Below are 23,000 nucleotides of genomic sequence, written 5' to 3'. Positions count from 1 at the left end.
AGACGATATTTTGGAGCGAATCTATTTGATAGACTACTAGTTGCAGCTGTCGAAGATACTTGGTATGGAAAACTTAGGTACAATTACGGATAATCATATATTTTTATTGAAATATTAGAGGGGGGAAAAAAATAATGAATGTGAGACTTGAAATATAGAACCGAGAAGTAAAAATAACCCAAAAAATTTGTAAGATTGTATTAGTAATCAAAAATCAAAAAAATATAAAGATGAGAAGAGCTATTATTGCCCTAATTGCTTCAATTATAGTTTTAGGTTGTGCGCCACAGCTGAAAGAAAATGAGTACAATATGGATCAAGAGAACCTGACCCTTGCAACCATATGGTACCAGAGTTCCCCCGAGGTTAAAGCGTTATACTACCAAGGTTTTAATATTGCCAAGGAAAGGGTAGTTGAGTATAGTAAGCAAAAGACCGATAGACCCAAAGCGGTTGTTGTTGATTTGGACGAAACAATGATTGATAACAGCCCATTTCAGGGTAAAATGATTGAAACCGGTAAGCCCTTTACACCCGAAATGTGGGGCGAGTGGGTTGCCCTTGAGCAAGCCGAAGCCCTTCCCGGTGCTGTTGAGTTTACCCATTTCTGCCAATCGGTTGGGGTTGACGTTATATACCTTAGCAATCGCACCGTGGATGAGCAGGATGCTACCATGCGTAATATGGAGAAGCTGGGGTTTGCCTTCGTCAAGCCCGAAAACTTTTTCCTTAAAGAATCAATAAGTGGAAAGGAGCCTCGGCGTGAAGCGGTTTCCGAGAAATTTGATATTATCCTTCTGCTGGGCGACAACCTCAACGATTTTGCCGAGGTATTTGAGAACCGCACCAACAGCTGGGGTCAGCCAATCGTTGAAGAGTATCGCGAGGAGTTTGGTCGTAGGTTTATTGCATTCCCCAACCCAATGTATGGCGAGTGGGAGAAGAATATCTACAACCACGAGCGTATTTCCGATGAGGAAACAAGATTTAAGTTAAGGCGCAGGGCTATTAAGGCCTTTTAAGCCCTAATTTTATATTTAACCCTAATCCAAATTTTATAGACTAAGGTGTAAACCAACTTTTGATCACAGAGCAGGGGACTTTGAGTAGCCCTGCTCCATGGGTTTCCTGTGCCCTGTTGTATGGGTTTAAATAGATGTGTGATAAGTGCCACCAATACCATAAGTCGATGAGAACAAAACTAATATTGTTGCTAGGTTTCCTAATCCCATTTTTCAATCTGCAGAGTCAAAATTTGGTTTTTACTGCCCCAGGCAGTAAGCAGGGAATTCTGAGGATAAGTGCAGGGAAAATTGAGGCCAACGAATTTATTTTGGCCCTGCAGGTAGACTGGCTCGATAAGGATCGGAATGCATTAGACGATAAGCGATCGCATATTGTGTTCGATAAGAATAAGGTTACAATACCTGGCGAAGGCAAAATTATTTGCAAAACCTTTGAGGAGAGCAGAAGCAACCTTTTCTACTTCAACTCAACGCTAACGCTAAAATTTGTTGTTGATGATGATTTCGATCTAGTTCAAAACAATTTTGCTTTTGATATTCCATTTAGCTTTGCCCCAAATATTGATGCAGCGCTTAATCCATCGCAGTGGCAAAACTTTTTGGCACGGTCGCCTCGCAACTTTATGGCTCAGTTTACCATTAATCCTTCGGATATAAAGGATGTAACGCCTCCGCAAATAACCGTGCTTACTCCCGATGGTGTTATGGATGGCTTCCGACCCCAAATCTTTACCAACGAGGTTGAGGTAAAGGTTTTGGTAAGGGACAGAAATCCTCTTGCCGAGGTTAATGTTAATAGCACCAAGGCAGTTCCACTAAACGATTCCGTTTATATTGCAAAAGTGCAGCTGTCGCGCATTGGTGGAACCTATCCAATTCGAGTAACCGCAAATGATTTAGCGGGCAATGTTGGCGAACGTGAGTTTTTTGTTGAGGCCAAGGCTGCCTCCGATGTTGAGCAAAGACTTTTGGCAGAACAGCTAAAGGTGGAGATGGTATCGGATGTTGATACGCTTATTCCATCCATTGGGAGAATTTACGAAAACCGATTTGCTCTAATTATTGGAAACGAAGACTACCGCTCGCATCAAAAGGGGCTAAACTACGAGTCGAACGTAGAGTTTGCCCGCCGCGATGCCGAAACGTTTAAGCAGTATGCAATAAACACCTTAGGGGTAAAGGAGTCGAACATCATCTTCATGCTCGATGCCAAGGCGGTTGAAATGCACAGGGGCATAAATCAGCTAACCTCGCTGCTTAAGGCAACCCAAGGCAATGGCGAAGCCATTGTGTTTTTTGCAGGCCACGGTTTCCCCGACGAGAAAACCCGCGAGGGCCATATTATCCCTGTTGATGTTAGTGGAAACGATTTGGAGTTTGCCATTAAGCTAAAGGATTTGTATGCCAAGCTAAGCGAAAATCCATCCAAAGGAATCACCGTTTTTCTCGATGCTTGCTTTAGCGGTGGTGGTCGCGAACAGGGTCTGCTTGCCGCTAGGGCTGTAAGGGTTCGCCCTCGCGAGGAACCTGTTAAGGGAAATGTTTTGGTGCTATCGGCCAGCGCGGGTAATGAGTCTGCTTTGCCCTACAGGAATAAATTTCACGGAATGTTCTCGTACTATCTTTTTAAAGCTTTGCAGGATAGTAGTGGTGATATTACCATGGGCGAGTTGGTTGACTACGTTACGTCAAAGGTGGCAACATCATCCATAATACATAACAATAAGGAGCAAAACCCAACCCTAAATGTAAGCCATCAGCTAAGCAGCGATTGGCGTAGTTGGAAACTAAATCGGTAATCACCCAAACCTTTTACCATATGAATAGTAATACGATAAAGTATATTGTTTTTAGTGTTGGTTTAGTATGTTTGTCTAACATCTTATGGGCTCAGCACAAGAAGGCCGATAGCCCAAAGGCGTTAAAATCGAAGGAGCAAGTTACGCTATACCTAAAGACTTTCGACAGATATGCCAACAACCCCGACGACTATGCCAATAATGCTGCTGATTTCTTATCGGTTTTTGGCAATTTGCAGAAAAAGAGCATTTACAATTTCATCTCACAGGAGCATTTTAAAAAAGATAACATTTCACCAATTCAGCTCCAAACCCATATTGCCAGCCATTATCCCGATGGTTTGGGGATTGCCTATAGCCTCGATAATATTGAACTGGTTGATACCCGTGGGAACCTAATTTCAAAAACCTACGCATTTAGAGCACCTGTTGAGTATTCTGGTATTCGTAAGGATGGCAACATTCTTAGCCTCGCCGACGATCAGTACTTCTATATCCGCTCTTTAGGTCACCAAAAATCCATCTCCAGAATTGCAACAGCAGACTATCACAATAAGGTGTTTCGCAAGAAAGCCTTTCGTGAGGGTTTGTTTTTAGAAATTAGTTCAAACATTGTTGCTAATGCCGGTATGTTTCCGTTTGATAGTAAACAAGATGGGCCTGATTACAATAACGATTTTTACGATGAGGCTAACAATAATTATTATAATTATCATAAGGCAAACCATTTATCATATTCAGGAGAATACAGAACCTCATCTGCATTTAATGGAGTAATAGTAAATCTGATATATATGCCAAGACCTTGGTTTGGTTTTGGTATGGGCTATGGTATGGACAAACACACCGTTAGATTCGAAATGCAAGCGGACGGGTTTCTTATGCCTAATGAGATACAGGGACTTATCCCAATTCTCGATTATGCCTATTTTTACCACTATATAAATGTTAAATACAATGCCCTGCCCGTATTCGTAAGGCTCCAGACGGGAAAACCTAAGTTTAACTTCTCCTTTGATTTGGGCATTCAGGTTCAGGTTAAACCAACCTACGAGAGTTCACTATCGGGTGAAGCAACATTCATTGGCTACGACCCCACAGCGCGTCAAGAGGTATATTCCCATCCAAGCTTGCCGTTTGGCAACTATAGGTGGGAAGATGAGGTGGTACGACTTACTCAAGAAAATAAAAGCTATGGTTCTCTTATTAGCCGTGTCAATTTGAATATTCAGCCCAGCAAGCACTTCTATTTTAGGGTTTCGCCCGCAATGCACTTTCTAAAATTAAATTATGCCGACTCCTGGCACATGTTCGATATGCACGCTCTGCGACTTCCTTTTGACGAGTATTCTAGACGATATACCTCTTTCAGCCTTGAGCTTGCCATTGGAGTTCACATTAATGAGTTGTTTTAATTGACATGAAATTTTTATGCATACAGCTATGAGATCAGTTCAAAGTAAATCAAATGTATTTGCAGTTGCCCTTGTGTGCCTAACGGTCCTAATGTCCTGTACTGACGAGGTTTTAACAGATCCTGAGTTGCGCACATACGAGGCAACAGAAATATCTGCCGAGTCGGCAATTCTTAAAGGCGAGTTGGTTTCCGATGGAGGAGCCATCATCCAAAAACGTGGTATCTGTTTCAGTGCTCACCCTATGCCTACAATAGTTGATGGATATGTTGAGGATGTATCAAGTAGTACAGTCTTTACCGTTGTGGTTACTGTACTTTCACCAAATACGCACTACAACTACCGTGCTTTTGTGCAGACAGACAGAGGCGTTTTTTATGGCGACGAAAAAATGTTTTCCACTTTGCTTGGTGCACCTTCTGTACAGAGTTTTGCCACAGTTGATAACATAACAACAAATTCCGCAGTTTTTGGCGGAAAGTTACTGTCCGATGGAGGTGCAACCACCACAGCGGGAGTTTGTTGGGCCACTACACCTAATCCAACAGTTGATGATTTTAAGGCACAGGGTACACTAAATGAATGGGAAAACTTTGAGTTTACATGCGATCTTACCAATCTGAAACCCAATACCGTTTACTACACTAGAGCCTACGCAACCAATACGAACGGAACTGCTTATGGCCTTGAGAAAGAGTTTAAAACTCTTCCCGACCCATGGACTCAGCTAGCCGATTTTGGTGGCGAGGAGAGGAGCGCAGCAGTGTCCTTTGCCATAGGCAATAGGATATATGTTGGCACCGGAACAACTCCAAGCAATGATTTCACCTCCGATTTTTGGGAGTACAACCCCGATACAGACCAGTGGAGCAAAATTGCCGACTTCCCCGGAGAACCCCGTCACACTGCAGTTGCATTTGTAATAAACGGAAAGGGATATGTGGGAACTGGTGCAACTCAAGGTGGTGAAAGTAAGGATTTTTGGGCGTACGACCCAACAGCTGGTCAGTGGGCCCGTATAGCCGATTTTGGCGGCTCTCCTAGAGACGGCGCTGCTGCCTTTGCCATTGGTGATAAGGGGTACGTTGGAATGGGGGTAAGTAATCTGTTTAATCCTGACTTTTGGGAGTACGACTCCCAAACCGATGTGTGGACTCAGAAGCAATCTTATGGCGGCGGCTTAATATACAAAGCGGTTGGCTTTGCTGTTAATGGCAAGGGGTACATTGGTACTGGTTATAATAACGAAGTGAGAGCTGAATTTTGGGAGTATGATCCCAGTGCCGATACCTGGGCCGAAGCAGCAGGTATTGAACCTACCTGGGATAATAGAAGGTTCTCAGCTATAAGCTTTGTTATTGGCGACAAGGCTTATGTTGGCTCAGGATACACAGGATCAACACCCTATTACGATTTGTGGGAGTTTACGCCTGCAGATAATATATGGACACAAAAAACATACATGAAGCCAGGGAGTCGGTACTCAGCCATTGGCGTTGCTCTAAATGGTAAAGGCTATTTTGGAACGGGAGCAGAGTACACCCAACCCGTTGGTTACAAAAAGGATTTTTGGGTTTACGACCCCAATGAGGATATTTAGTTCACTCACTAAATTTGATTGAAACAGGCAGGCGAGCACTCAGTGCTCGCCTGCCTACGTTTATGCGGGTTTATTAAGATGAAAATTTTTTCTTTCACAGAATTCTTTCAGTAAGATAACCTGGTATGGCCTCAATACAACAGCAACGACAATTATTGTGTATAAAAATCTTGCTAAATAGAGATCCTATTTAATACTATATGCTTTTACCGGAGGAGTGCTAATATCAATTTTAATGCTATTTTAGCTTAACCAAACAAGAGGCAATATGCCAAGCCTAATATCCTCCCCCACAAACCGAAATCCCCTTATAGTTGCAGACCCGAAAAAGAGTACTGTACAGGTGTTGGGTTTGTCAATACCCGATAATCCAACCTTATTCTATAAAGCGCTTATCGATTGGGTTGACGAGTATTTTACATCGGGAGGAAATAGCCTTGAGGTAAATTTTTTGATACTGTATTTTGGTAATGGCTCATCTAAATCGTTCTTTACGCTTTTTAAATTGCTCGAGAAACAGCATATGGCAGGAAAACAGGTAAGCGTAAATTGGTACTACTTTCTCGATGATATCGACATAAAAGAAGATGGCGAAGAATTTGCTGAGTTTTTTAAGTTTCCCTTCAATATCGTTGAAAAGCAATTACCTAGTACGTTTAGCCATAAAATGACAGATGCTGCTCCCCTTGTTTACTACGACGATTCTGTTGATATAATCATAGAAGGCAGCTGTGTTCACAGTGAGCCTTGGGTGTATTTTTATCCCCTAGTTTTGTGGCTTGAGAAGTTAAGGTATAATGAGCCTGAGGTAATAAGTTTTAACGTCGATTTTTTTATCTACACAATTGATGAAAATAACCTCAATTATCTAACGCACATTCTTCACCTACTTAAACTGATTGGAGATAAATGCCAATGTATTTCTATTACCTGGAAGTTTAAGAACGATAACATTAAACAGCTTGGTGAAGAGCATTTAATAGATAGCAAGTTAAACCATAGGTTCATTGAAATAAATGACTAGATACCCAAATTTTTGATAAAAAATTCAGCTTGTAAATTTTCCGTGATTTAAAAGCTTCTAATCGCGTGGTTATCTTTACCCCTTCCGCTCAATCTCCTTCAAGTTCTCCATCTTCTTCTTCTCCAGAAAGCCACGGATATCGTAAAGATGTTCCTTTACCTCTCCATTACCAAATTCGTAAACTTTGGTTGCCAGTCCATCCAGAAAATCGCGGTCGTGCGATACAAGTATTAGCGTCCCATCAAATGCTAAGAGTGCGCTTTTCAGAATATCCTTGGTGCGCATATCAAGGTGGTTGGTTGGCTCATCCAGAATTAGCAGGTTTACCGGCTCAAGTAGAAGCTTTATCATCGATAGGCGGGTTCTTTCTCCTCCCGACAAAACCTTAACCTTTTTGTTTATGTCATCGCCTCCAAACATAAATGCGCCAAGCAGATCCTTAATTTTGGTTCGTATGTCGCCCACGGCCACATCGTCGATGGTTTGAAAAACGGTTAGCTCCTCGTTGAGCAGCGAAGCTTGGTTCTGGGCAAAGTATCCGATGCTAACGTTATGGCCTAGGGCCATTTTTCCATCAAAGGGAATTTCGCCCATAATGGCTTTAATCATAGTTGATTTACCCTCGCCATTTCGACCAACGAATGCAATTTTTTCGCCACGCTCAATGGAGAAAGAAGCGTTGGAAAAAACGTTGTGATCGCCATAGCTTTTCGATACGCCTTCAGCAATCACTGGCCAGCTGCCCGACCTGGGCGATGGGGGAAAGCGTAAGTTTAGCGCCGATGTATCTTCCTCGTCAACCTCTAGTATTTCTAACTTCTCTAGCATTCGCACCCGCGATTGCACCTGATTGGTCTTGGAGTAGGTTCCCTTAAATCGTTCAATAAACTCCTTGTTGTCGGCAATCATCTTCTGCTGGTCGTCGTATTGTCGCTGTTGCTGCTCCCTGCGCTCCTGGCGAAGTTGCAGGTATGTTGAGTAGTTCACCTTGTAGTCGTATATACGACCCATGGTTATCTCTATGGTGCGGGTAGTGATATTATCAACAAAAGCCCGGTCGTGCGAGATTAGTATTACCGCCTTGGCGCTGTTTATGAGAAACTCCTCGAGCCATTGCACCGACTCAATATCCATATGGTTGGTAGGCTCATCGAGTAGAATGAGGTCGGGTTTTTGCAAAAGGATTTTGGCCAGCTCAATGCGCATACGCCACCCACCGCTAAACTCGCTGGTGGGGCGCGTAAAATCGTCACGACGAAAGCCAAGTCCTATTAGTATCTTCTCAACCTCGGCATCAAAATTTATCTCCTCAATGGTGTAGTACTTCTCGCTTAGGGTCGATACCTCCTCAATAAGCTTGTAGTAGCTATCCGACTCGTAATCGGTGCGGGTGGTGAGCTGTTGATTAAGCTCATCAATCTCGCGTTTCATCTCAAAAATACTGGCAAAAGCCTGCGAGGCTTCCTCAAAAACGGTTCGGTTATTCTCGGTTATTAGGTGTTGAGGCAGGTATGCAATTACCGCATCGTTGGGCGCGGTTACCCGGCCACGGGTAGGCGTTTTTACTCCGGCAATTATTTTTAGCAATGTCGATTTGCCTGCGCCATTCTTGCCCATGAGGGCAATTCTATCCTTATCGTTTATGGCAAATGAGATATCCTTGAAAAGTGTTGTTCCGCCAAATTCAAGGGTTAAGCTGTCAACTGAAATCATATCAAAAGTTAAATGAGGCGCAAAGATAGTCCGTTTATTCGGTTTCAAAAGATGATGTTTACCATCTTGCAATGCATATTGGCAAACAAAGCGTGTAAATCCTAAATAGAATCAAATTGCGTATCTTTGCAGCAAATTTTTGTAGTATGATATTTAATCCTTCGGATATTGAGATAATGGCACCAGCCGGCAATTTCGAGTCATTAATGGCGGCCATTCAGGGTGGAGCAAACTCCGTTTATTTTGGTGTGGGACATTTAAATATGCGTGCCAAATCTACTGTTAACTTCACAGCTGAAGATTTACCCGAAATAGTTAGGGTTTGTAGTGAGCATGGAGTAAAAACCTACTTAACAGTTAACACCGTTTTGTACGACCAAGATATTCCGCCTATGCGCGCAGCAATTGATGCTGCTGCAAAAGCAGGTGTATCGGCTATAATTGCCTCCGATCAATCGGCTATAAGCTATGCACGTGAACAAGGAGTTGAGGTACACCTTTCTACACAGCTAAATATCAGCAATACAGAGTCACTAAAGTTCTACTCTCAGTGGGCCGATGTGGCCGTGCTAGCTCGAGAGCTAACCCTCGAACAGGTGTCTATAATTGCTCGCAACATCGAGGAGCAGGAAATCACTGGCCCATCGGGCCAAAAGGTACAGCTCGAAATTTTTGCCCATGGGGCATTGTGCATGGCGGTTTCGGGCAAGTGCTATATGAGTTTGCATCAAGCAAACTCATCGGCCAATAGGGGTGCATGCCTGCAAATTTGTCGTCGTTCGTACACCTTAACCGATAACGAGACCGGCGATCAGCTGGAGATTGATAACGAGTACATCATGTCGCCCAAAGATTTGTGTACCATTGGGTTTTTGAACAAGATAATTGCATCGGGCGTTAGGGTGCTGAAACTTGAGGGTCGTGCCCGTAGCCCCGAGTACGTGAAAACTGTTACCCAATGCTACCGCGAAGCGGTTGAGGCCATTGCCGATGGAACATATAATCAGCAAAAGATAGATGGTTGGACGGAGCGACTCTCCAAAGTTTTTAATCGTGGATTTTGGGATGGATACTACCTGGGGCAAAAGCTTGGCGAATGGAGCCATCACTACGGTAGTGTGGCAACTGAGAGAAAAGTTTATGTTGGGAAAATCACAAACTTCTTCTCAAACCTTGGTGTTGCTGAGCTAAAAGTTGAGGCAGCCGAGTTTAATAGAAACGATAAGGTGCTGATTATTGGCCCAACAACAGGAGTAGTTGAACTAGTAGTTCAAGATATTCGTGTTGACGATAAATCCGTGGAACAATGCCCCAAGGGTGTAAAATGCTCGTTTGTTTCTCCCGAGTTAGTGCGACGAAACGACAAGGTTTATCAGGTTGTTTCAGTTAAACCTAAACTAGTCTAATTCAACAATGAATAAGGTTCAGCGGAAACTATTCCTAACTAATTTTCAGGCACACAAACCTTGTTTACCGGGTTGAAGTACGTCTCGAGCGATTTGGCCAGAACTATGGCTGTTGGTATCCCAATTATCGAAATGAAAAGCCCCACAATTTGGCATACTGTTACAATGGCCAGAACTAGTCCTATGGGGAAATAAATAATACGAACAATAAAGCCATAGGCCTTCCATAACTTGTTCTGCTTTTTGTTTAGGGTGTTTCTGCTAACCATTTTCATTGAGAATGGTGTAAGCAAAAACCGAGAAAGTTGCATAAGCCCCAGTCCAATGGGTGAGGCAACTATTGTTAGGGTTAGAATTCCTCCAATAATAAACGTCCAAAATGCGGTTAAAAATCCCAGAAAGGGAATATGCCAAATTATGTTTCCAAGTGTGCGCATAGTTTTTTCTGTATTACTTTTCAATTTCAACCACCACTATTCCTAGCTTTTTGTCGAGTCCCATTACCGGGTTGGCAAACTTATAGTTAGTGCCCATATCAACCTGAACAATGGAGGTTGCAGTTAAAATTGCGCTATCGGTAACCTTTGTTTCGATATCCTTTTTATTGGTCGATATAATTACGGTACCATCATTGGGGTCAATAAGCATAACTCGCACAACCCTTCCTGTTTGTAGGTAGTTTACAAAGAATTGCTCAACCTGCTCCATGTTGCCACGAGTAAGCTCGCTGCGAACCGCCCAGGTGAATATCCTTACGTTGTTCTTGAGGTGATAGCTGTTTAGGCTATCGCGCTGTTCAGTAATGGCTGACTCGTATTTTCGGACAGTTCTATTCGATTTTATACTCATAAACCCCCAAATTCCTAGAATAATAATTACGGCAATAAGTAAAGTTGATAGCGTAGGGTTTCTTTTTACAAAGTTTAAAAAGCGGGTAAAGCCAGAACTCTTCCTTTCGGGTTCTGCTTCACTCTGGATGGCGGGTCTACTATCGTTATTCATTTGCTTGTTATTTTAATGTGAGTCGAAGGCTAAAGGTAGATAAAATTGAAAAATCGTCAAAGTTTTGTCTTTATAGATTGTGTCCAAAACCATCCCTCAAAAATGTAATTGTAATTTTTTTACCTTTGGGTACACTAATTACTCGTATGGCAAAGCAGTTGAGTAATATATGTGTAGTGAAAATAAATATATTGCTTAGATATAACGGCAAGTTTGCTTTTGTATTTTGTTGTATATCTGCATGTAGCGGGGTGATGTGGAAATTTGATTAAATTTTTGCCCGATAATTATACACGTAAAGAAATAATTATCCTAAATTTATATCTTCAAAAATAATTTTTTGTCCTAAAACCACAGTTGCTATGGAAATCAAATCTCAGAAACTTATTGTGCCGTGGGATTTTACAAATGTTTCGGAAAACGCCCTACTTTATGCACTGAAAATAGGATCCTTTACCGATAGCTTTACCATCGATCTGATTCACGTGGTTGAAGCAGGTGGTATGTTTGCCAAGGGTAAGCTAACCGAAAAGGAAGCCTCTGAGAAAATTAAATCCGATGCTGTTCGAATAAAAGAGCAGTATGGGGTGGATGTTAAAACCGTAATTCAAGAAGGCAGTATCTTTCACACCATTAGTGAGTATGCTTTCGATATTGAGGCCGATACAGTTATTATGGGCACGCACGGTATTAAAGGCGTACAGAAGCTAACTGGCAGTAAGGCTTTAAAGGTTATTGCCGGGTCAAATGTACCCTTCCTCGTAATTCAAGACGCTCCCAAGGAGGGAAGAATTTTTGAGAATATAGTTTTCCCGCTCGACTACAGGTTAAATGAGAAGGAGAGGCTTCGCTGGGCCATCCGTACAGCGCATCAGTTCAACTCCCGAATTCACATCATTTTGCCACACGCAACCGATGCTGGCATCCAGAAAAAGGTTAACTACAATTTAGCCTTTGCCAAGAAGCACCTAGAGGCCAATGAGATCAATTTGGATGTGCATAATGCCGCCAAGGGGGCAAATTACTCCGATGAAATAGTTAAGCTGGCTGTTGATATAGAGGCCGATTTGATACTTATAATGACTACGCCAAATTTAGATTTTACCGATTACATATTTGGGGCACAAGAGCAGTACGTAATTGCTAACAATGCAAAAATTCCAGTGCTCTGCGTAAACCCTGCAATGGTATAGCTAGGTTCGGTACTTCTGCTCCTGGTCGTTTACAATGCTTAGATAGCTGTAGTAGCGCGAGGGATGAACAGAACCGTTTTCAACCGCATCTTTTACTGCACACCCGGGCTCATGTTCGTGTGTGCAGTTTTTATATTGGCACTGCGCTGCAACACGAAATATCTCAGGGAAGAAGTGAAAGATCTCCCGTTTATCCATATCCACTAATCCAAACCCTTTTATTCCTGGGGTGTCAATTATGAACCCTCCCGCCTCAAGGGGGAACATCTCGCTAAATGTGGTGGTGTGCTTGCCCTTTAGATGATAGTGCGATATATCGGCCGTTTTAAGGTTTAGGTTAGGTTCCACCCTATTGATTAGCGTACTTTTACCCACCCCCGAGTTGCCTGAGAAAAGGCTAGCCTTGCCCTGTATTAGCTGGCGCACCGCATCAATACCCTCACCCGTTTTGGCAGAGACCCTGTAGCAGGGGTAAAGTGGTTTGTATATTGTTTCGTAGTAGCTGAGCTTCTCCTGAAACATCTCGTCGGAATAAAGGTCAACCTTATTGAAAAGCAAAACAGCTGGAATTTGGTATGCCTCCGATGTGGCCAAGTACCTATCAATAAAAACAAGATTTGTTTCTGGAAAATCAATGGTAACAACCAAAACTGCCTGATCGATATTGGCTGCAATAATGTGTGCTTCGCGCGAAAGATTCGACGATCTGCGGATTATGTAATTTCTCCTGGGCACCACGCTGTCGATATTTCCAGTAACCCCATCATCTTCAACGCTAATTTCAACCGTGTCGCCCACAGTTATAGGATTGGTGGTTCGCGATGAATTAAGCCGCAGCTTCCCCCTGATTTTACATTTATAGAGGTTTCCCTCATCGTCGATAACGGTGTACCAGCTTCCGGTTGATTTGAGCACCTTTCCCTTCATCTCCAAAAATCGTTTTGTTGGGGTAAAATTAGCATTTTAATGGCTTTTTTTCCTTGGTAGGTACAACTTTGTACAAAAAAAGGCGCAGGGTGTTAAAATAGCCCTTGCGCCTTTTTGTGGTTTTAGTAATGATCTAATCCTCCTTGATGGGCTTAAAACCGTTGCCCAATATTTCGTTGGCATCAATCACCGTGATGAAGGCTCTTGGATCAATCTGCTCAATGAAATCGCGAAGCATATGAACCTCTCGGCGGCTCACATTGGTAAAGATGATCTTCTTTTCCTGCCCTTTATACATACCTACAGCATTAATAAGCGTACCCCCTCTATCCAAATCAACAATTAGCTTATCCCTAATCTCATCGTACTTGTCGGATATGATGAACAGGGTCTTATCATAACTTACTCCCTGAATGGTCATATCGATTACCTTACCCGTGATGTAGATTACAATCCATGAGTAGAGTGGAATTTTCCAGTCCTGAAAGGCCGCAAGGGCAATAAGCACAATGGCCGAATCAACATAAATCATAAGTTGCCCTAACGGTAGGCGGGTGTACTTGGCAATTATCATAGCGATAATATCGGAACCTCCGCTGGTGGCCTTCGACTTAAAAATTAGCCCTAGTCCAAATCCAATGAGAACACCACCAAAGATTGACGAAAGCAAAGCGTCGTCAACCAATGGTTCGTACCCAAATAGGTAGTGTTGCGCATCAATAAATATTGATGTAAGGATAAAACCAATAACAGTTTTTACCCCAAAGCGTGGGCCCAGTAGCTTAATACCAATAATGGTAAGCGGTATGTTAAGTATTAGCCCTACGGTACCAATGGGAAAACCCTCGGGTGCCCAGCTAAACATTCCCTTGGTTAGGTAGTGCACAATGATACCAATTCCGTACACCCCACCAGGGGCAATTCTGTGCGGATCGATAAAGAACACGAAACCGGAGGCCAGAATAAATGCACCCACGGTTATTAGGGTCCATACCCTAAACCATTCCTTTGTGAACAGCTTTTCTTTTGATACGTAGCTCATAATGAGGTGGTTTTTTGAGGTTGATTGTTTTTGTAAATTGGCTGCAAAATTACTACAAACAATTTGATTACAGAACAAAATATTGTAAGCAAACAGCAGTTGCTAAATATTGTTTTCACTTCGCCAAGAGCCTTGTTTCTATTTATCGGTTAATAGGATGCTTCAAAATCCTCTGCGGGGCATGGGTTCTATATCTTCATATTCTCGCTGGGTATTAGGTTTTCGTTTTCCCGTTGCAAATTGATAGGTGATACGAAACCATAAGGGAACGAGCGATTTTTCAATCTTTCCAGCGTAATGGCTATATAAATCCTTACTGGAAACCGTTTCGCCGTAATACGTAAACTCTTTGGTAAAAGGAATTGCGCTAACCACACCCACCTTTAGCCCCCGCTTAAACTCTTTCTCAACAGATATAAAGTAGGTAACATCTTCAAAACGGCTACTTTGAATATTTGCAATGGGAGTGTAATACTGTATTATGCCCGACAAAGAGAAACCCTCTACAAGGGTTACTAACGATGAAAGGCTTGAGCGAAAGCCAACCCCTTTATCATCTTTTATTAAGTTTTCTAAAGCCAAACCGTTGGCCTGTGTCCGATAATTATAAATGCTAATGCTGGGGTTTATTATAACATTGGAGGCAATTGATATGGTTCCTGAACTCCTGATACCAAGCTGTTGAATATTTCCCAGATTGTAGGGTTTCGATTCGAAAACACCACTCTCATCAACCCTTAGGAGGTTGTCGATAGCGTTTTCTCTTTTGCTGTAAAATACTGCGGCGCTAATAAACCCTTTTTTTATTCGCATTTCGTGTTCTAGCACAATGCTACTAAGTGAAGATGGTTCCAACTTTGCATTACCAGTAGTTACGCAGAAAGGATTATTTTGGCTAGAGTATGGGTTAAGCTGATATAGGCTAGGGTAATGGACTGATTTTCGGTAGGTGATTCGCGTATTTTGCTTTTTGCTATGCCTGTAACCTATCGATAGGGTTGGTAATAAATTACCACTGGTTGTTGCAAAACCACCTCCAAGCTCAACAGCAGATTCCTCGAATCGCAATCCAAAGTTGGCATCTAACTTTGTGGATGGTTTAATAGAAATTTCTGCATAACCCGATAGCTGCTGCTCACTGTACTGGAAATCAGTCCCATTTCTCAACTCTCTTACCATACCCTTACCACCAAGCATTACCGAAATGTTTTGATAAATTGGTAAGTTGTAATCGACCCTGAAAGTTAGATTATCCTGCTGGGGGTTAGTTGAATTATTGAACTCTGTGCCGTCTGTTTCTGAAAAGAACTTTGTGCTTTTTGATGAGGTAAAATTTTGTAGGCTAAGGTCAAAAGCAACAGTGTGGTTCGATGCCGCATTAAAGGAGTGCTTGTAGTACAGGGAGTAAAAGTTGTTGATATTTTCGTCGTCATCCTCTTTAGTTGCCTCCCAGACTTTAGCCCCATGTGTTGTAGTTTCAACTTCACCATTAAACTCCTGCGAGAAACGGTTATGGTAGGCATAAAGGTTTAACTGATTCTTGGTGTTAATGTTGTAGTCAAATCCAAAATTAAAGCGATGCGACCAGCCGTTTTGGGTTACCAGCTGATTATTTACTATCTCCTTCCGGTCATCAATAATCTGGTCAAAGGTTTCCATTTTTGTAGTTTCATGCTGATTAAGCCTTGTGACTTCACCGTTGTAGGAGGTATAGACGTTTAGCTTACCAGCCCCATAGTTTAGGCTATACGAGGGAAAAATGTAAACCATATTTTTCGAGGTTGGAACCTCCAAAAAGATGTGTCCATCTGCCCCTTTATCTTTATCTTTTGTAAGGATTATATCGATAACTCCCGATACACTTCCTTCGTACCGAGCTGGTGGTGTTTGTGATACCTCTATTCGCTCAATGTTTTGAGCATTTAGCTGGTTAATGAAATCCATATCCCGTTCCCTCCCGTCAACTAAAATCAGAATATTCCGATTGCCATTGAGCGAGATATTACGCATAAAATCGACCTGAATCCCTGGAATAAACTTAATTACATCTGCCCCTGTGGTTGAGGCCAGCTTCATCTCACTACTTACAAGATAGCTGCTTCTATCGGCCTCGCTTTTCCCGCGAACCTTTTTCCCAACCACGGTAACGCTCTGTAAATTAATTGCTATTTCGGAAAGATGGGTAATACCCATATCGATGTAGTTGCTCGATACTAATTCTACCTCCCGGCTAACGCTTTGGTAGCCTATGGCGCTAATGGTTACTTGATATATTTTGTTACCATTGGCTTTTAGTATGAACTCACCATTTAGATTACATCCCGCACCGGCAATAAGGGTTTGACCATCGCTAGTGTAGAGCGCCACATTGGCAAAGGGAATAGGTTCATTGGTTTCTGCCTCAAGCACACTGCCGGTAATGTTTAAGGTTTGCTGCGCAAGTAGCCCGTAACTTGAGGCCACTATAAGTTGAATAGATAGTGCTATTCTCACAATGGTTCTTTTAGCTGTTTTCATAACCCATAGATTTTTGTTTGCGAACACAAATTATTTGTCCTGCAAAGGAATAGGGTTACACTGCTAAAGCCTATTTGTTGGTAAGCAAAGCAAGGATTTGTTACAATTGGCAGTGCCAAAGCCAGAAGTTGTTATGAGTAGCTAAAATCTTGTGATGGGTGGAAAGGGTTAAGCCTTAAAGAGCGTGCGGAATGTTACTGTATTTTTGCGAGAAACGGGGATCTCTTCGGTTATTCCAACGAGCTTAAGTAAATAGCCAAGCGAGTTGCCCTTCATGGTTCTTACCTTATCAACATTTACGATGTAAGCCCTGTGTACACGGATAATCCGTGGAAACTTTGCCAGCTGTTGCTCTATATCATTAATGGAATTCCTGATAACCGCCTTGCGAATCTGTCCCTGTTGAATAAGGTGAAAATTAACGTAGTTTCCTTCGGAAACAGCATATATAAATTCGTTTATGGTAAAGCTAAGCTTTTCCTTGTTTAGCTTCGACTCAATGTTTACATGCTCATTAGATGACGGATCGTACTCGGTGGGTTTATCGTGGGTTTCCTCAACAAGCAAGCGTTCTGGTAAATACCAGTATGGTAGGTTAATTAGCGAGAATAGTAAAAAGGGGATGCCTGCCCCTAAGGTCGTTCTTAGGTACGAATCGAGCAGGGTTTTAAAGTTCCATCTATTGGAGGGCTCTTCAATTATAAACGCGGCAAAATATACTATTGTCCCCATCAGCAACAGGATGGTGCCGATGGCTAAAAGTTCTTTTTTAATTGTCCAATCCTTGGCGTTGCTGAAGTATCGGGTAGATTTTAGGAGTTTTGCCCCCAGGGCAACAGGAACTGCCACCGTTACAGCGTAAACTATTACTGTAAGCTCAAAGCTAAGCAAGTAGCTGGCGTGAACCCCAAGGGGTTTGTATATAATGAGGAATGCAATTACAAGTACAGCCAGGATGAGAGAACCCAGCCCCGGATTCTTAATAATATAATTTTGTGGGCATCTTCTGTTAAGCCATTTGCTGGTTGGCTGTTGAGGTTTTGAGGCCATAGTTGGTCATAGTGTATCTACTACCTATCCCTGTTCATCATCTTTTCGGCAATGGATTTGAGAACAACTTTTTTCTCACCATTTACACTCATTTTGTCTAATGCGCTCAGAGCGTTGTCGAAGTATTCGTTAATTTTCTCTTCGGTTATCTCCTTTACACCAACCTCGTTATATATTTTCAGCACCTCTTGTACCTTTTGTAAGGGGTCTACCCCTTCGGCCTTAAAGTAGCTGCTGAGTAGTTCAAGCGATTTACCCTTGGCCAGAGAAAAAGCCTTAATGGTCAGGAAGGTCTTCTTGTTGGCCACAATATCGCCCCCAATCTTTTTCCCAAAGGTTGATGAGTTGCCAAAAGCATCCAGCAGGTCATCTTGAAGTTGGAATGCTAGGCCAAGGTTAAGGCCAAATTCCCCCAGCTTAATAATGTCCGACTGAGGAGCACCAGCCACAATACCGCCAATTTGCAGCGCACCCTTAAGCAGAACGGAGGTCTTTAGCTCAATCATATTAAGATACTCTTCCTGCGTAATGTACTGAGCTGTTTCAAAGTCCATATCATACTGCTGACCATCGCAAACCCCAAGTGCTATTTTGTTAAAGGTGTTTATTACTTGGGAAAGTATCTCCTTGTCCGACTTGGCCAGTAGCTGGTAGGCTAAGATGTTTAGCGCATCACCCGATAGGATTGCAATATCTGACCCCCACTTGGCGAAAACAGTGGGCTGGTTGCGCCTTATGGGCGCTTTATCCATAATGTCGTCATGTATCAGAGTGAAGTTATGAAAAAGCTCAATGGCTATGGCAGGGTATAATGCTTTGTCAACAGAGTTTGAATACATGTTACAAGCCGCAAGTACTAGTACCGGCCTAATTCGCTTACCCCCCGATGCAAGTGTATACCGAATGGGTTCGTATAATCGTTTGGGTTCTTCGGGTATCGAAAGGTTTAAAATTCCTTTGTCTGCAATCTCTGTTAACTCCTCAATGCTATACATATAAATACTCTTTTAGTAATCGTAGTTCTTTAAGTAAAGATATACAATTTTGATGATGTAGAAAACCTTTTAGGATAAACAATCGACCTCCTCCTTGTTGTGCGTTGAGAGGGAGAGGAGGATTGACGGGAGCAAAACCAGATTGCTAAAAAGTGCAATCAGCAGCGTTAGCGAAACAAGAAGCCCAAGCGATACTGTGCCACCAAACTGCGAGGCAATGAATATGCCAAAGCCAAAGAACAGTACGATGGAGGTATAAATCATGCTAACCCCAGTTTCCCGTATAGCACAAAGTACCGATGCTTTTTGGTTATTGTAGGTTCGGGCGAGTTCTTGCCTGTACTTGGCCAAAAAATGGATGGAATTATCGACGGATATACCAAATGCAATGCTAAATACAATTACTGTGCTGGGCTTTAAAGGAATTCCAAGAAAGCCCATGGCGGCTGCGGTAAAAAGTAAGGGGATAAGGTTTGGTAGTATGGATAGGATTACCATCCGCCACTTCCTAAACATCCATGTCATGAATACTGATATGATGAGAATTGCGGCCAAAAGGCTTATGAATAGGCTTTTTACCAAATAATCGTTACCCTTGGCGGCAATAACGCTTCCGCCCGTAATGGCTACCCTGTGGGCATCATCCGCAAAAATCGAGTCTATATCGGCCCTAATGCTTTCTTTTAGCTCTTTCACTCTAATGGAGCCAATGTCGGCCACGTTGTACATAATACGGGTGATGCTGGCTGTTGAGTCGGCAAAGCGCCTAAGCAATTCGTTACCCTCCATATTTTTCGGGAGATAGGAAAGGATAAAGTTTCGTTCTGGGCCAGAGGGAAGCCTGAACTGGCTTGGGCTGCCGTTATAGTACCCTTGCCTGGCAAATTTTGCTGCTTCGGCAATTGATAGCGGCTTTGAAAGTTCCGGATATTGCTCTAACTTATTCTGTAGCGAATTGATTTGGCCAAGGGTTTTGGCCTGTAAAATGCCCCTTGGCGTTTCGGTATCTACAACAACCTCAAAGGGCATCACGCCCGAGAAGTTTTTTTCAAAAAACTTCAAATCGATGTACACTGGGTGATTTTTGGGGATATCGTCAACCATAAAGCCTAGGCTTTGAACCCTTGATAGCCCCCAAAAACCCACAATGACCAGAATAGCTGTAATGGTAAAAACCAGCTTGCGACGATAAAGCCCTGTAGAGATTACCCGCGAAATAGTGTTTTTAACCCTAGCGCTCTCTAAGTGTTGTAGGTGACGGGGTTCGGGTGGCGGCAAAAAGCTGAATATTGTTGGTATTAATAGGAGCGACACCACGAATACCACCATAATGTCGAGTGCAGCAACCAAACCAAACTCGGTTAATATATTAATGCTGGTAAACATAAACGTTCCGAAACCCGAGGCAGTAGTGAGGTTGGTGAGGAAGGTGGCGCTTCCAATTTTTTGAATAACCCTCTGCAAGGCTTTTATTTTATTGCCATGTACACTATACTCATGATGATACTTGTTGAGCAGGTAAACACAGTTGGGTACACCTATAACAATTATGAGAGGAGGGATAACGGCAGTGAGTAGGGTAATTTGGTAACCAAGAAGCGACATAACACCCAGACCCCAAACCACAGAAACCGCTACCACAAGAAGCACAAACATCATTATTCTGAAAGACTTGAACAGAAGGTATATGATTACAGCGGTAATGAGGACTGCTAGGAAGATGAACATGAACATCTCACCCTTTATCATCTCGCCAATTGTTATCCTAATGTAGGGAAGTCCGGAGTACCTTAACCTATTCCCGGTGCTTTCTTCGTACTGCTTGCAGGTATCTATTATCGACTCCATGAATGAAACTCTGATGGGTGTGCTAATTTTATCGTATCTTAGCGTAACCATCATAAGGTACACATTCTCCTCCTTGTTGTATATAAGCTCTTCATAGAACGGGAGAGAAAGCGCAACTTTCTTAAGCGAGTCGATATTCGTATTGTCTAAATCAACAGGAAATACTCTGTTAAAATCAAAGACCCTTTGCTCAACATTTCTGTCGAGAGTAAAAATATCGAATATGGAAAAAACCTGTTCAACACCGTCGGTGGCCAGCAAGTCCCTCTCAAGCTTTTGCCAACGCTTTAGGTTTTGTTCAGCGAAAAAGTTGTCGTCCTCTACTCCAATAACCATTATATTTTCGCCTTTGCCAAACATTTGCGTGTAGTGCTTATGCTGTATCAGCAGGCTGTCCGTAGATGGTAGCAGAGGGGTGGGTTCGTAGTAAAACTTGAGCGATGTAGTCATATACGCCATAAAGGCAGTGATTACACCAACGGAGATAAGAATAGCGAGTCTGTTTCGAAGAATTAATCGGGCAATAACTTGAAAAACCATAGTATAGAATAATGATGCGGCAAAGGTAATAATTTTGGGTAAAGTAAGTATGTTAAATAATTATAGCGTAGGAATTGGTGGTTTGAATAATTAGCTTTAAGTTAACATTGGAATTTAAAGCGATGATTTGGGATTGTATATTTTTACGCACCTTTTAAAAACGTAAAAGTATGAACTACAGTTTTATCCAGTTTCTAACCCTGGTGGGCTCTCTAGGGCTTTTCCTCTTCGGAATGAAAATGCTAAGCGAGTCGTTACAGAAGGTAGCTGGCGATAGAATGCGAACCATTCTTGCCGCTATGACCTCCAACCGATTCAAAGGAATACTTACCGGTTTAATAGTAACTACTGTAGTTCAGTCGAGCTCTGCCACAACCGTTATGCTTGTTAGCTTTGTTAATGCTGGGCTAATTTCCCTAACTCAATCGGTTGGCGTGATAATGGGTGCAAATATTGGCACCACGTTTACAGCCTGGATGATCTCCCTTTTGGGCTTCAAGTTTTCCATTAGCGCCATCTCCTTGCCCCTTATTGGCATTGGATTTCCATTGGTGTTTAGTAAGAACCATAGCCGAAAATCATGGGGCGAACTACTTGTTGGCTTTGCCCTGCTGTTCTTAGGTCTCGATTTTCTGAAAAACTCTGTCCCAAACATTAGCGAAAGCCCCGAAATCCTCGCATTCCTTTCGAATTATACCGAAGGAGGAGTGTTTTCACTTCTGCTGTTTGTGGCCATAGGTACAATCCTAACGGTTGTAATCCAATCGTCGAGCGCCACCATGGCCCTTACGCTGGTGATGTGTAACAGTGGCTGGATTAGCTTTGAGCTGGCGGCAGCCATGGTGTTGGGCGAGAACATAGGTACTACCATTACGGCCAATATTGCTGCAGCAGTTGCCAACGTGTCGGCCAAGCGTACTGCCCGTGCTCACCTAATTTTTAATATGTTTGGTGTTGTATGGATGCTATTCATATTCAAGTTTTTCCTAAATAACGTTGCCAACTTTGTAATGGATATGGGTGGCCCCGATCCCTTCGACCCAGTTAACCATGAAAGCGTTCCCGTGGCGCTATCAATATTCCACTCTGCATTCAATGTTATAAACACTTTTCTGCTGGTTTTCTTTACCCCATATATTGTCAAATTAGTAACCAAGCTAGTTCCTTCGCGCAAGGGCGAAGAGGAGGAGTTCCGCTTGCAGCACATCAATATTGGTTTGCTCTCAACAGCCGAGCTTTCGCTTATTCAGGCCAAGAAAGAGATTATAACCTATGCAAAGCGTACCTATAAGATGTACGGCTTTTTTAAGGATCTGTTCGTTGAGACCAACGAGAAGAAGTTCAAGGAGATCTTTGAACGGATAGAGAAGTACGAAGAGATTAGCGATAGGGTTGAGGTTGAAATTGCGACCTACCTGACCAAAATCTCGATACACGACCTTAGCGACGAGAGCTCAAAGCGTTTACAGGCAATGTTTAATATCATTAACGATATTGAGAGCGTTTCTGACAGTAACTACAACCTGGCTAAAACTATGCGCCGCAAGCGTAAGGCCAATATTTGGTTTAATCAGGAGGTGCGCGATAACCTAAACTATATGTTTCAATTGGTTGATGAGGCGTATATGGTGATGCTCGAGAACCTTGAGGGAAGCTACGGTAGCATCAATCTAGGCCCGGCATACGAGGCCGAGGAGAAGATAAACCAGTTCCGCAACAAGCTACGTAAGCAGCACCTGAAAAACGTTGAGGAGGAGAAGTACAAGTATCAGGCAGGTGTAATTTACAACGACTTGTTCTCCGAGGCAGAGAAGTTAGCCGATTATATTATAAATGTGTCGGAAGATATTGCCGAGATAAACCAGCCAGTTAAAAAGGCTGTGCTACAGAATTAGTACCTTCTG

At 42.6% G+C, this 23,000-nt stretch carries 17 protein-coding genes; 8 read left to right on the top strand and 9 right to left on the bottom strand.

The window, feature by feature from the left end; all coding sequences use genetic code 11:
- The first annotated feature begins 230 nt into the window (after positions 1-230).
- From G8O23_RS05130 to G8O23_RS05110, 5 genes are all read left to right on the top strand, one after another.
- Positions 231-1,022, top strand: a complete 792-nt coding sequence (locus G8O23_RS05130) for a 5'-nucleotidase, lipoprotein e(P4) family (protein ID WP_166362470.1) — start codon at positions 231-233, stop codon at positions 1,020-1,022.
- A gap of 167 nt (positions 1,023-1,189) precedes the next feature.
- Positions 1,190-2,824 (top strand): caspase family protein, encoded by a 1,635-nt coding sequence (locus tag G8O23_RS05125; RefSeq protein ID WP_166362468.1) that lies wholly within the window; start codon positions 1,190-1,192, stop codon positions 2,822-2,824.
- A gap of 20 nt (positions 2,825-2,844) precedes the next feature.
- Positions 2,845-4,239, top strand: a complete 1,395-nt coding sequence (locus G8O23_RS05120) for a hypothetical protein (protein WP_166362466.1) — start codon at positions 2,845-2,847, stop codon at positions 4,237-4,239.
- A 28-nt stretch (positions 4,240-4,267) separates the two neighbouring features.
- Entirely contained in the window at positions 4,268-5,839 is a 1,572-nt protein-coding gene (locus tag G8O23_RS05115; RefSeq protein ID WP_166362464.1) for a Kelch repeat-containing protein, read from the top strand.
- A gap of 268 nt (positions 5,840-6,107) precedes the next feature.
- Complete coding sequence (locus G8O23_RS05110) at positions 6,108-6,863, top strand: DUF1987 domain-containing protein (protein WP_166362462.1); 756 nt, start codon at positions 6,108-6,110, stop codon at positions 6,861-6,863.
- A gap of 75 nt (positions 6,864-6,938) precedes the next feature.
- Here G8O23_RS05110 and G8O23_RS05105 read toward each other — a convergent pair whose 3' ends face one another.
- A complete protein-coding gene (locus G8O23_RS05105) occupies positions 6,939-8,576 on the bottom strand; it encodes an ABC-F family ATP-binding cassette domain-containing protein (protein ID WP_166362460.1) in 1,638 nt (545 codons plus the stop codon).
- A gap of 146 nt (positions 8,577-8,722) precedes the next feature.
- Here G8O23_RS05105 and G8O23_RS05100 point away from each other — a divergent pair, with 146 nt between their 5' ends.
- Positions 8,723-9,982, top strand: a complete 1,260-nt coding sequence (locus G8O23_RS05100) for a peptidase U32 family protein (RefSeq protein ID WP_166362458.1) — start codon at positions 8,723-8,725, stop codon at positions 9,980-9,982.
- 38 nt (positions 9,983-10,020) lie between these two features.
- Here G8O23_RS05100 and G8O23_RS05095 read toward each other — a convergent pair whose 3' ends face one another.
- Both G8O23_RS05095 and G8O23_RS05090 read right to left on the bottom strand, forming a co-directional pair.
- Positions 10,021-10,419, bottom strand: a complete 399-nt coding sequence (locus tag G8O23_RS05095) for a YccF domain-containing protein (RefSeq protein WP_166362456.1) — start codon at positions 10,417-10,419, stop codon at positions 10,021-10,023.
- 13 nt (positions 10,420-10,432) lie between these two features.
- Positions 10,433-10,984, bottom strand: coding sequence for a hypothetical protein (locus tag G8O23_RS05090; protein WP_166362454.1), 552 nt, complete (start codon positions 10,982-10,984; stop codon positions 10,433-10,435).
- A 362-nt stretch (positions 10,985-11,346) separates the two neighbouring features.
- Here G8O23_RS05090 and G8O23_RS05085 point away from each other — a divergent pair, with 362 nt between their 5' ends.
- Complete coding sequence (locus tag G8O23_RS05085) at positions 11,347-12,177, top strand: universal stress protein (protein WP_166362452.1); 831 nt, start codon at positions 11,347-11,349, stop codon at positions 12,175-12,177.
- Here the strand turns inward: G8O23_RS05085 and rsgA are convergent, their stop codons facing one another.
- The 6 genes from rsgA to G8O23_RS05055 all read right to left on the bottom strand — a co-directional run bounded on the left by rsgA (position 12,178) and on the right by G8O23_RS05055 (position 21,096).
- The gene (rsgA, locus tag G8O23_RS05080) at positions 12,178-13,104 is read right to left on the bottom strand and encodes a ribosome small subunit-dependent GTPase A (protein WP_166362450.1); all 927 of its coding nucleotides are present in this window, start codon (positions 13,102-13,104) and stop codon (positions 12,178-12,180) included. It lies immediately after the preceding gene.
- A gap of 133 nt (positions 13,105-13,237) precedes the next feature.
- The gene (locus G8O23_RS05075; RefSeq protein ID WP_166362448.1) at positions 13,238-14,146 is read right to left on the bottom strand and encodes a YitT family protein; all 909 of its coding nucleotides are present in this window, start codon (positions 14,144-14,146) and stop codon (positions 13,238-13,240) included.
- Between the two features lie 162 nt (positions 14,147-14,308).
- Positions 14,309-16,663, bottom strand: a complete 2,355-nt coding sequence (locus G8O23_RS05070) for a TonB-dependent receptor (RefSeq protein WP_166362446.1) — start codon at positions 16,661-16,663, stop codon at positions 14,309-14,311.
- 168 nt (positions 16,664-16,831) lie between these two features.
- A complete protein-coding gene (locus tag G8O23_RS05065) occupies positions 16,832-17,713 on the bottom strand; it encodes a LytR/AlgR family response regulator transcription factor (protein ID WP_166362444.1) in 882 nt (293 codons plus the stop codon).
- Between the two features lie 20 nt (positions 17,714-17,733).
- Positions 17,734-18,708 (bottom strand): polyprenyl synthetase family protein, encoded by a 975-nt coding sequence (locus G8O23_RS05060; protein WP_166362442.1) that lies wholly within the window; start codon positions 18,706-18,708, stop codon positions 17,734-17,736.
- 69 nt (positions 18,709-18,777) lie between these two features.
- Positions 18,778-21,096 carry an efflux RND transporter permease subunit gene (locus G8O23_RS05055; protein ID WP_166362440.1) on the bottom strand — a complete coding sequence of 773 codons (2,319 nt, stop codon included), beginning with the start codon at positions 21,094-21,096 and terminating at the stop codon, positions 18,778-18,780.
- 170 nt (positions 21,097-21,266) lie between these two features.
- Between G8O23_RS05055 and G8O23_RS05050 the strand changes: the two genes are divergently transcribed.
- Positions 21,267-22,991: a Na/Pi cotransporter family protein gene (locus tag G8O23_RS05050; RefSeq protein ID WP_166362438.1), complete on the top strand. Its 1,725-nt coding sequence runs from the start codon at positions 21,267-21,269 to the stop codon at positions 22,989-22,991.
- Positions 22,992-23,000 lie beyond the last annotated feature (9 nt).

It is taken from the genome of Perlabentimonas gracilis (genome assembly GCF_011174675.1).
GTDB lineage: Bacteria > Bacteroidota > Bacteroidia > Bacteroidales > Tenuifilaceae > Perlabentimonas > Perlabentimonas gracilis.
Note: the sequence above shows the minus strand (reverse complement) of the source record. Positions and strands in the feature narration are given on the sequence as shown.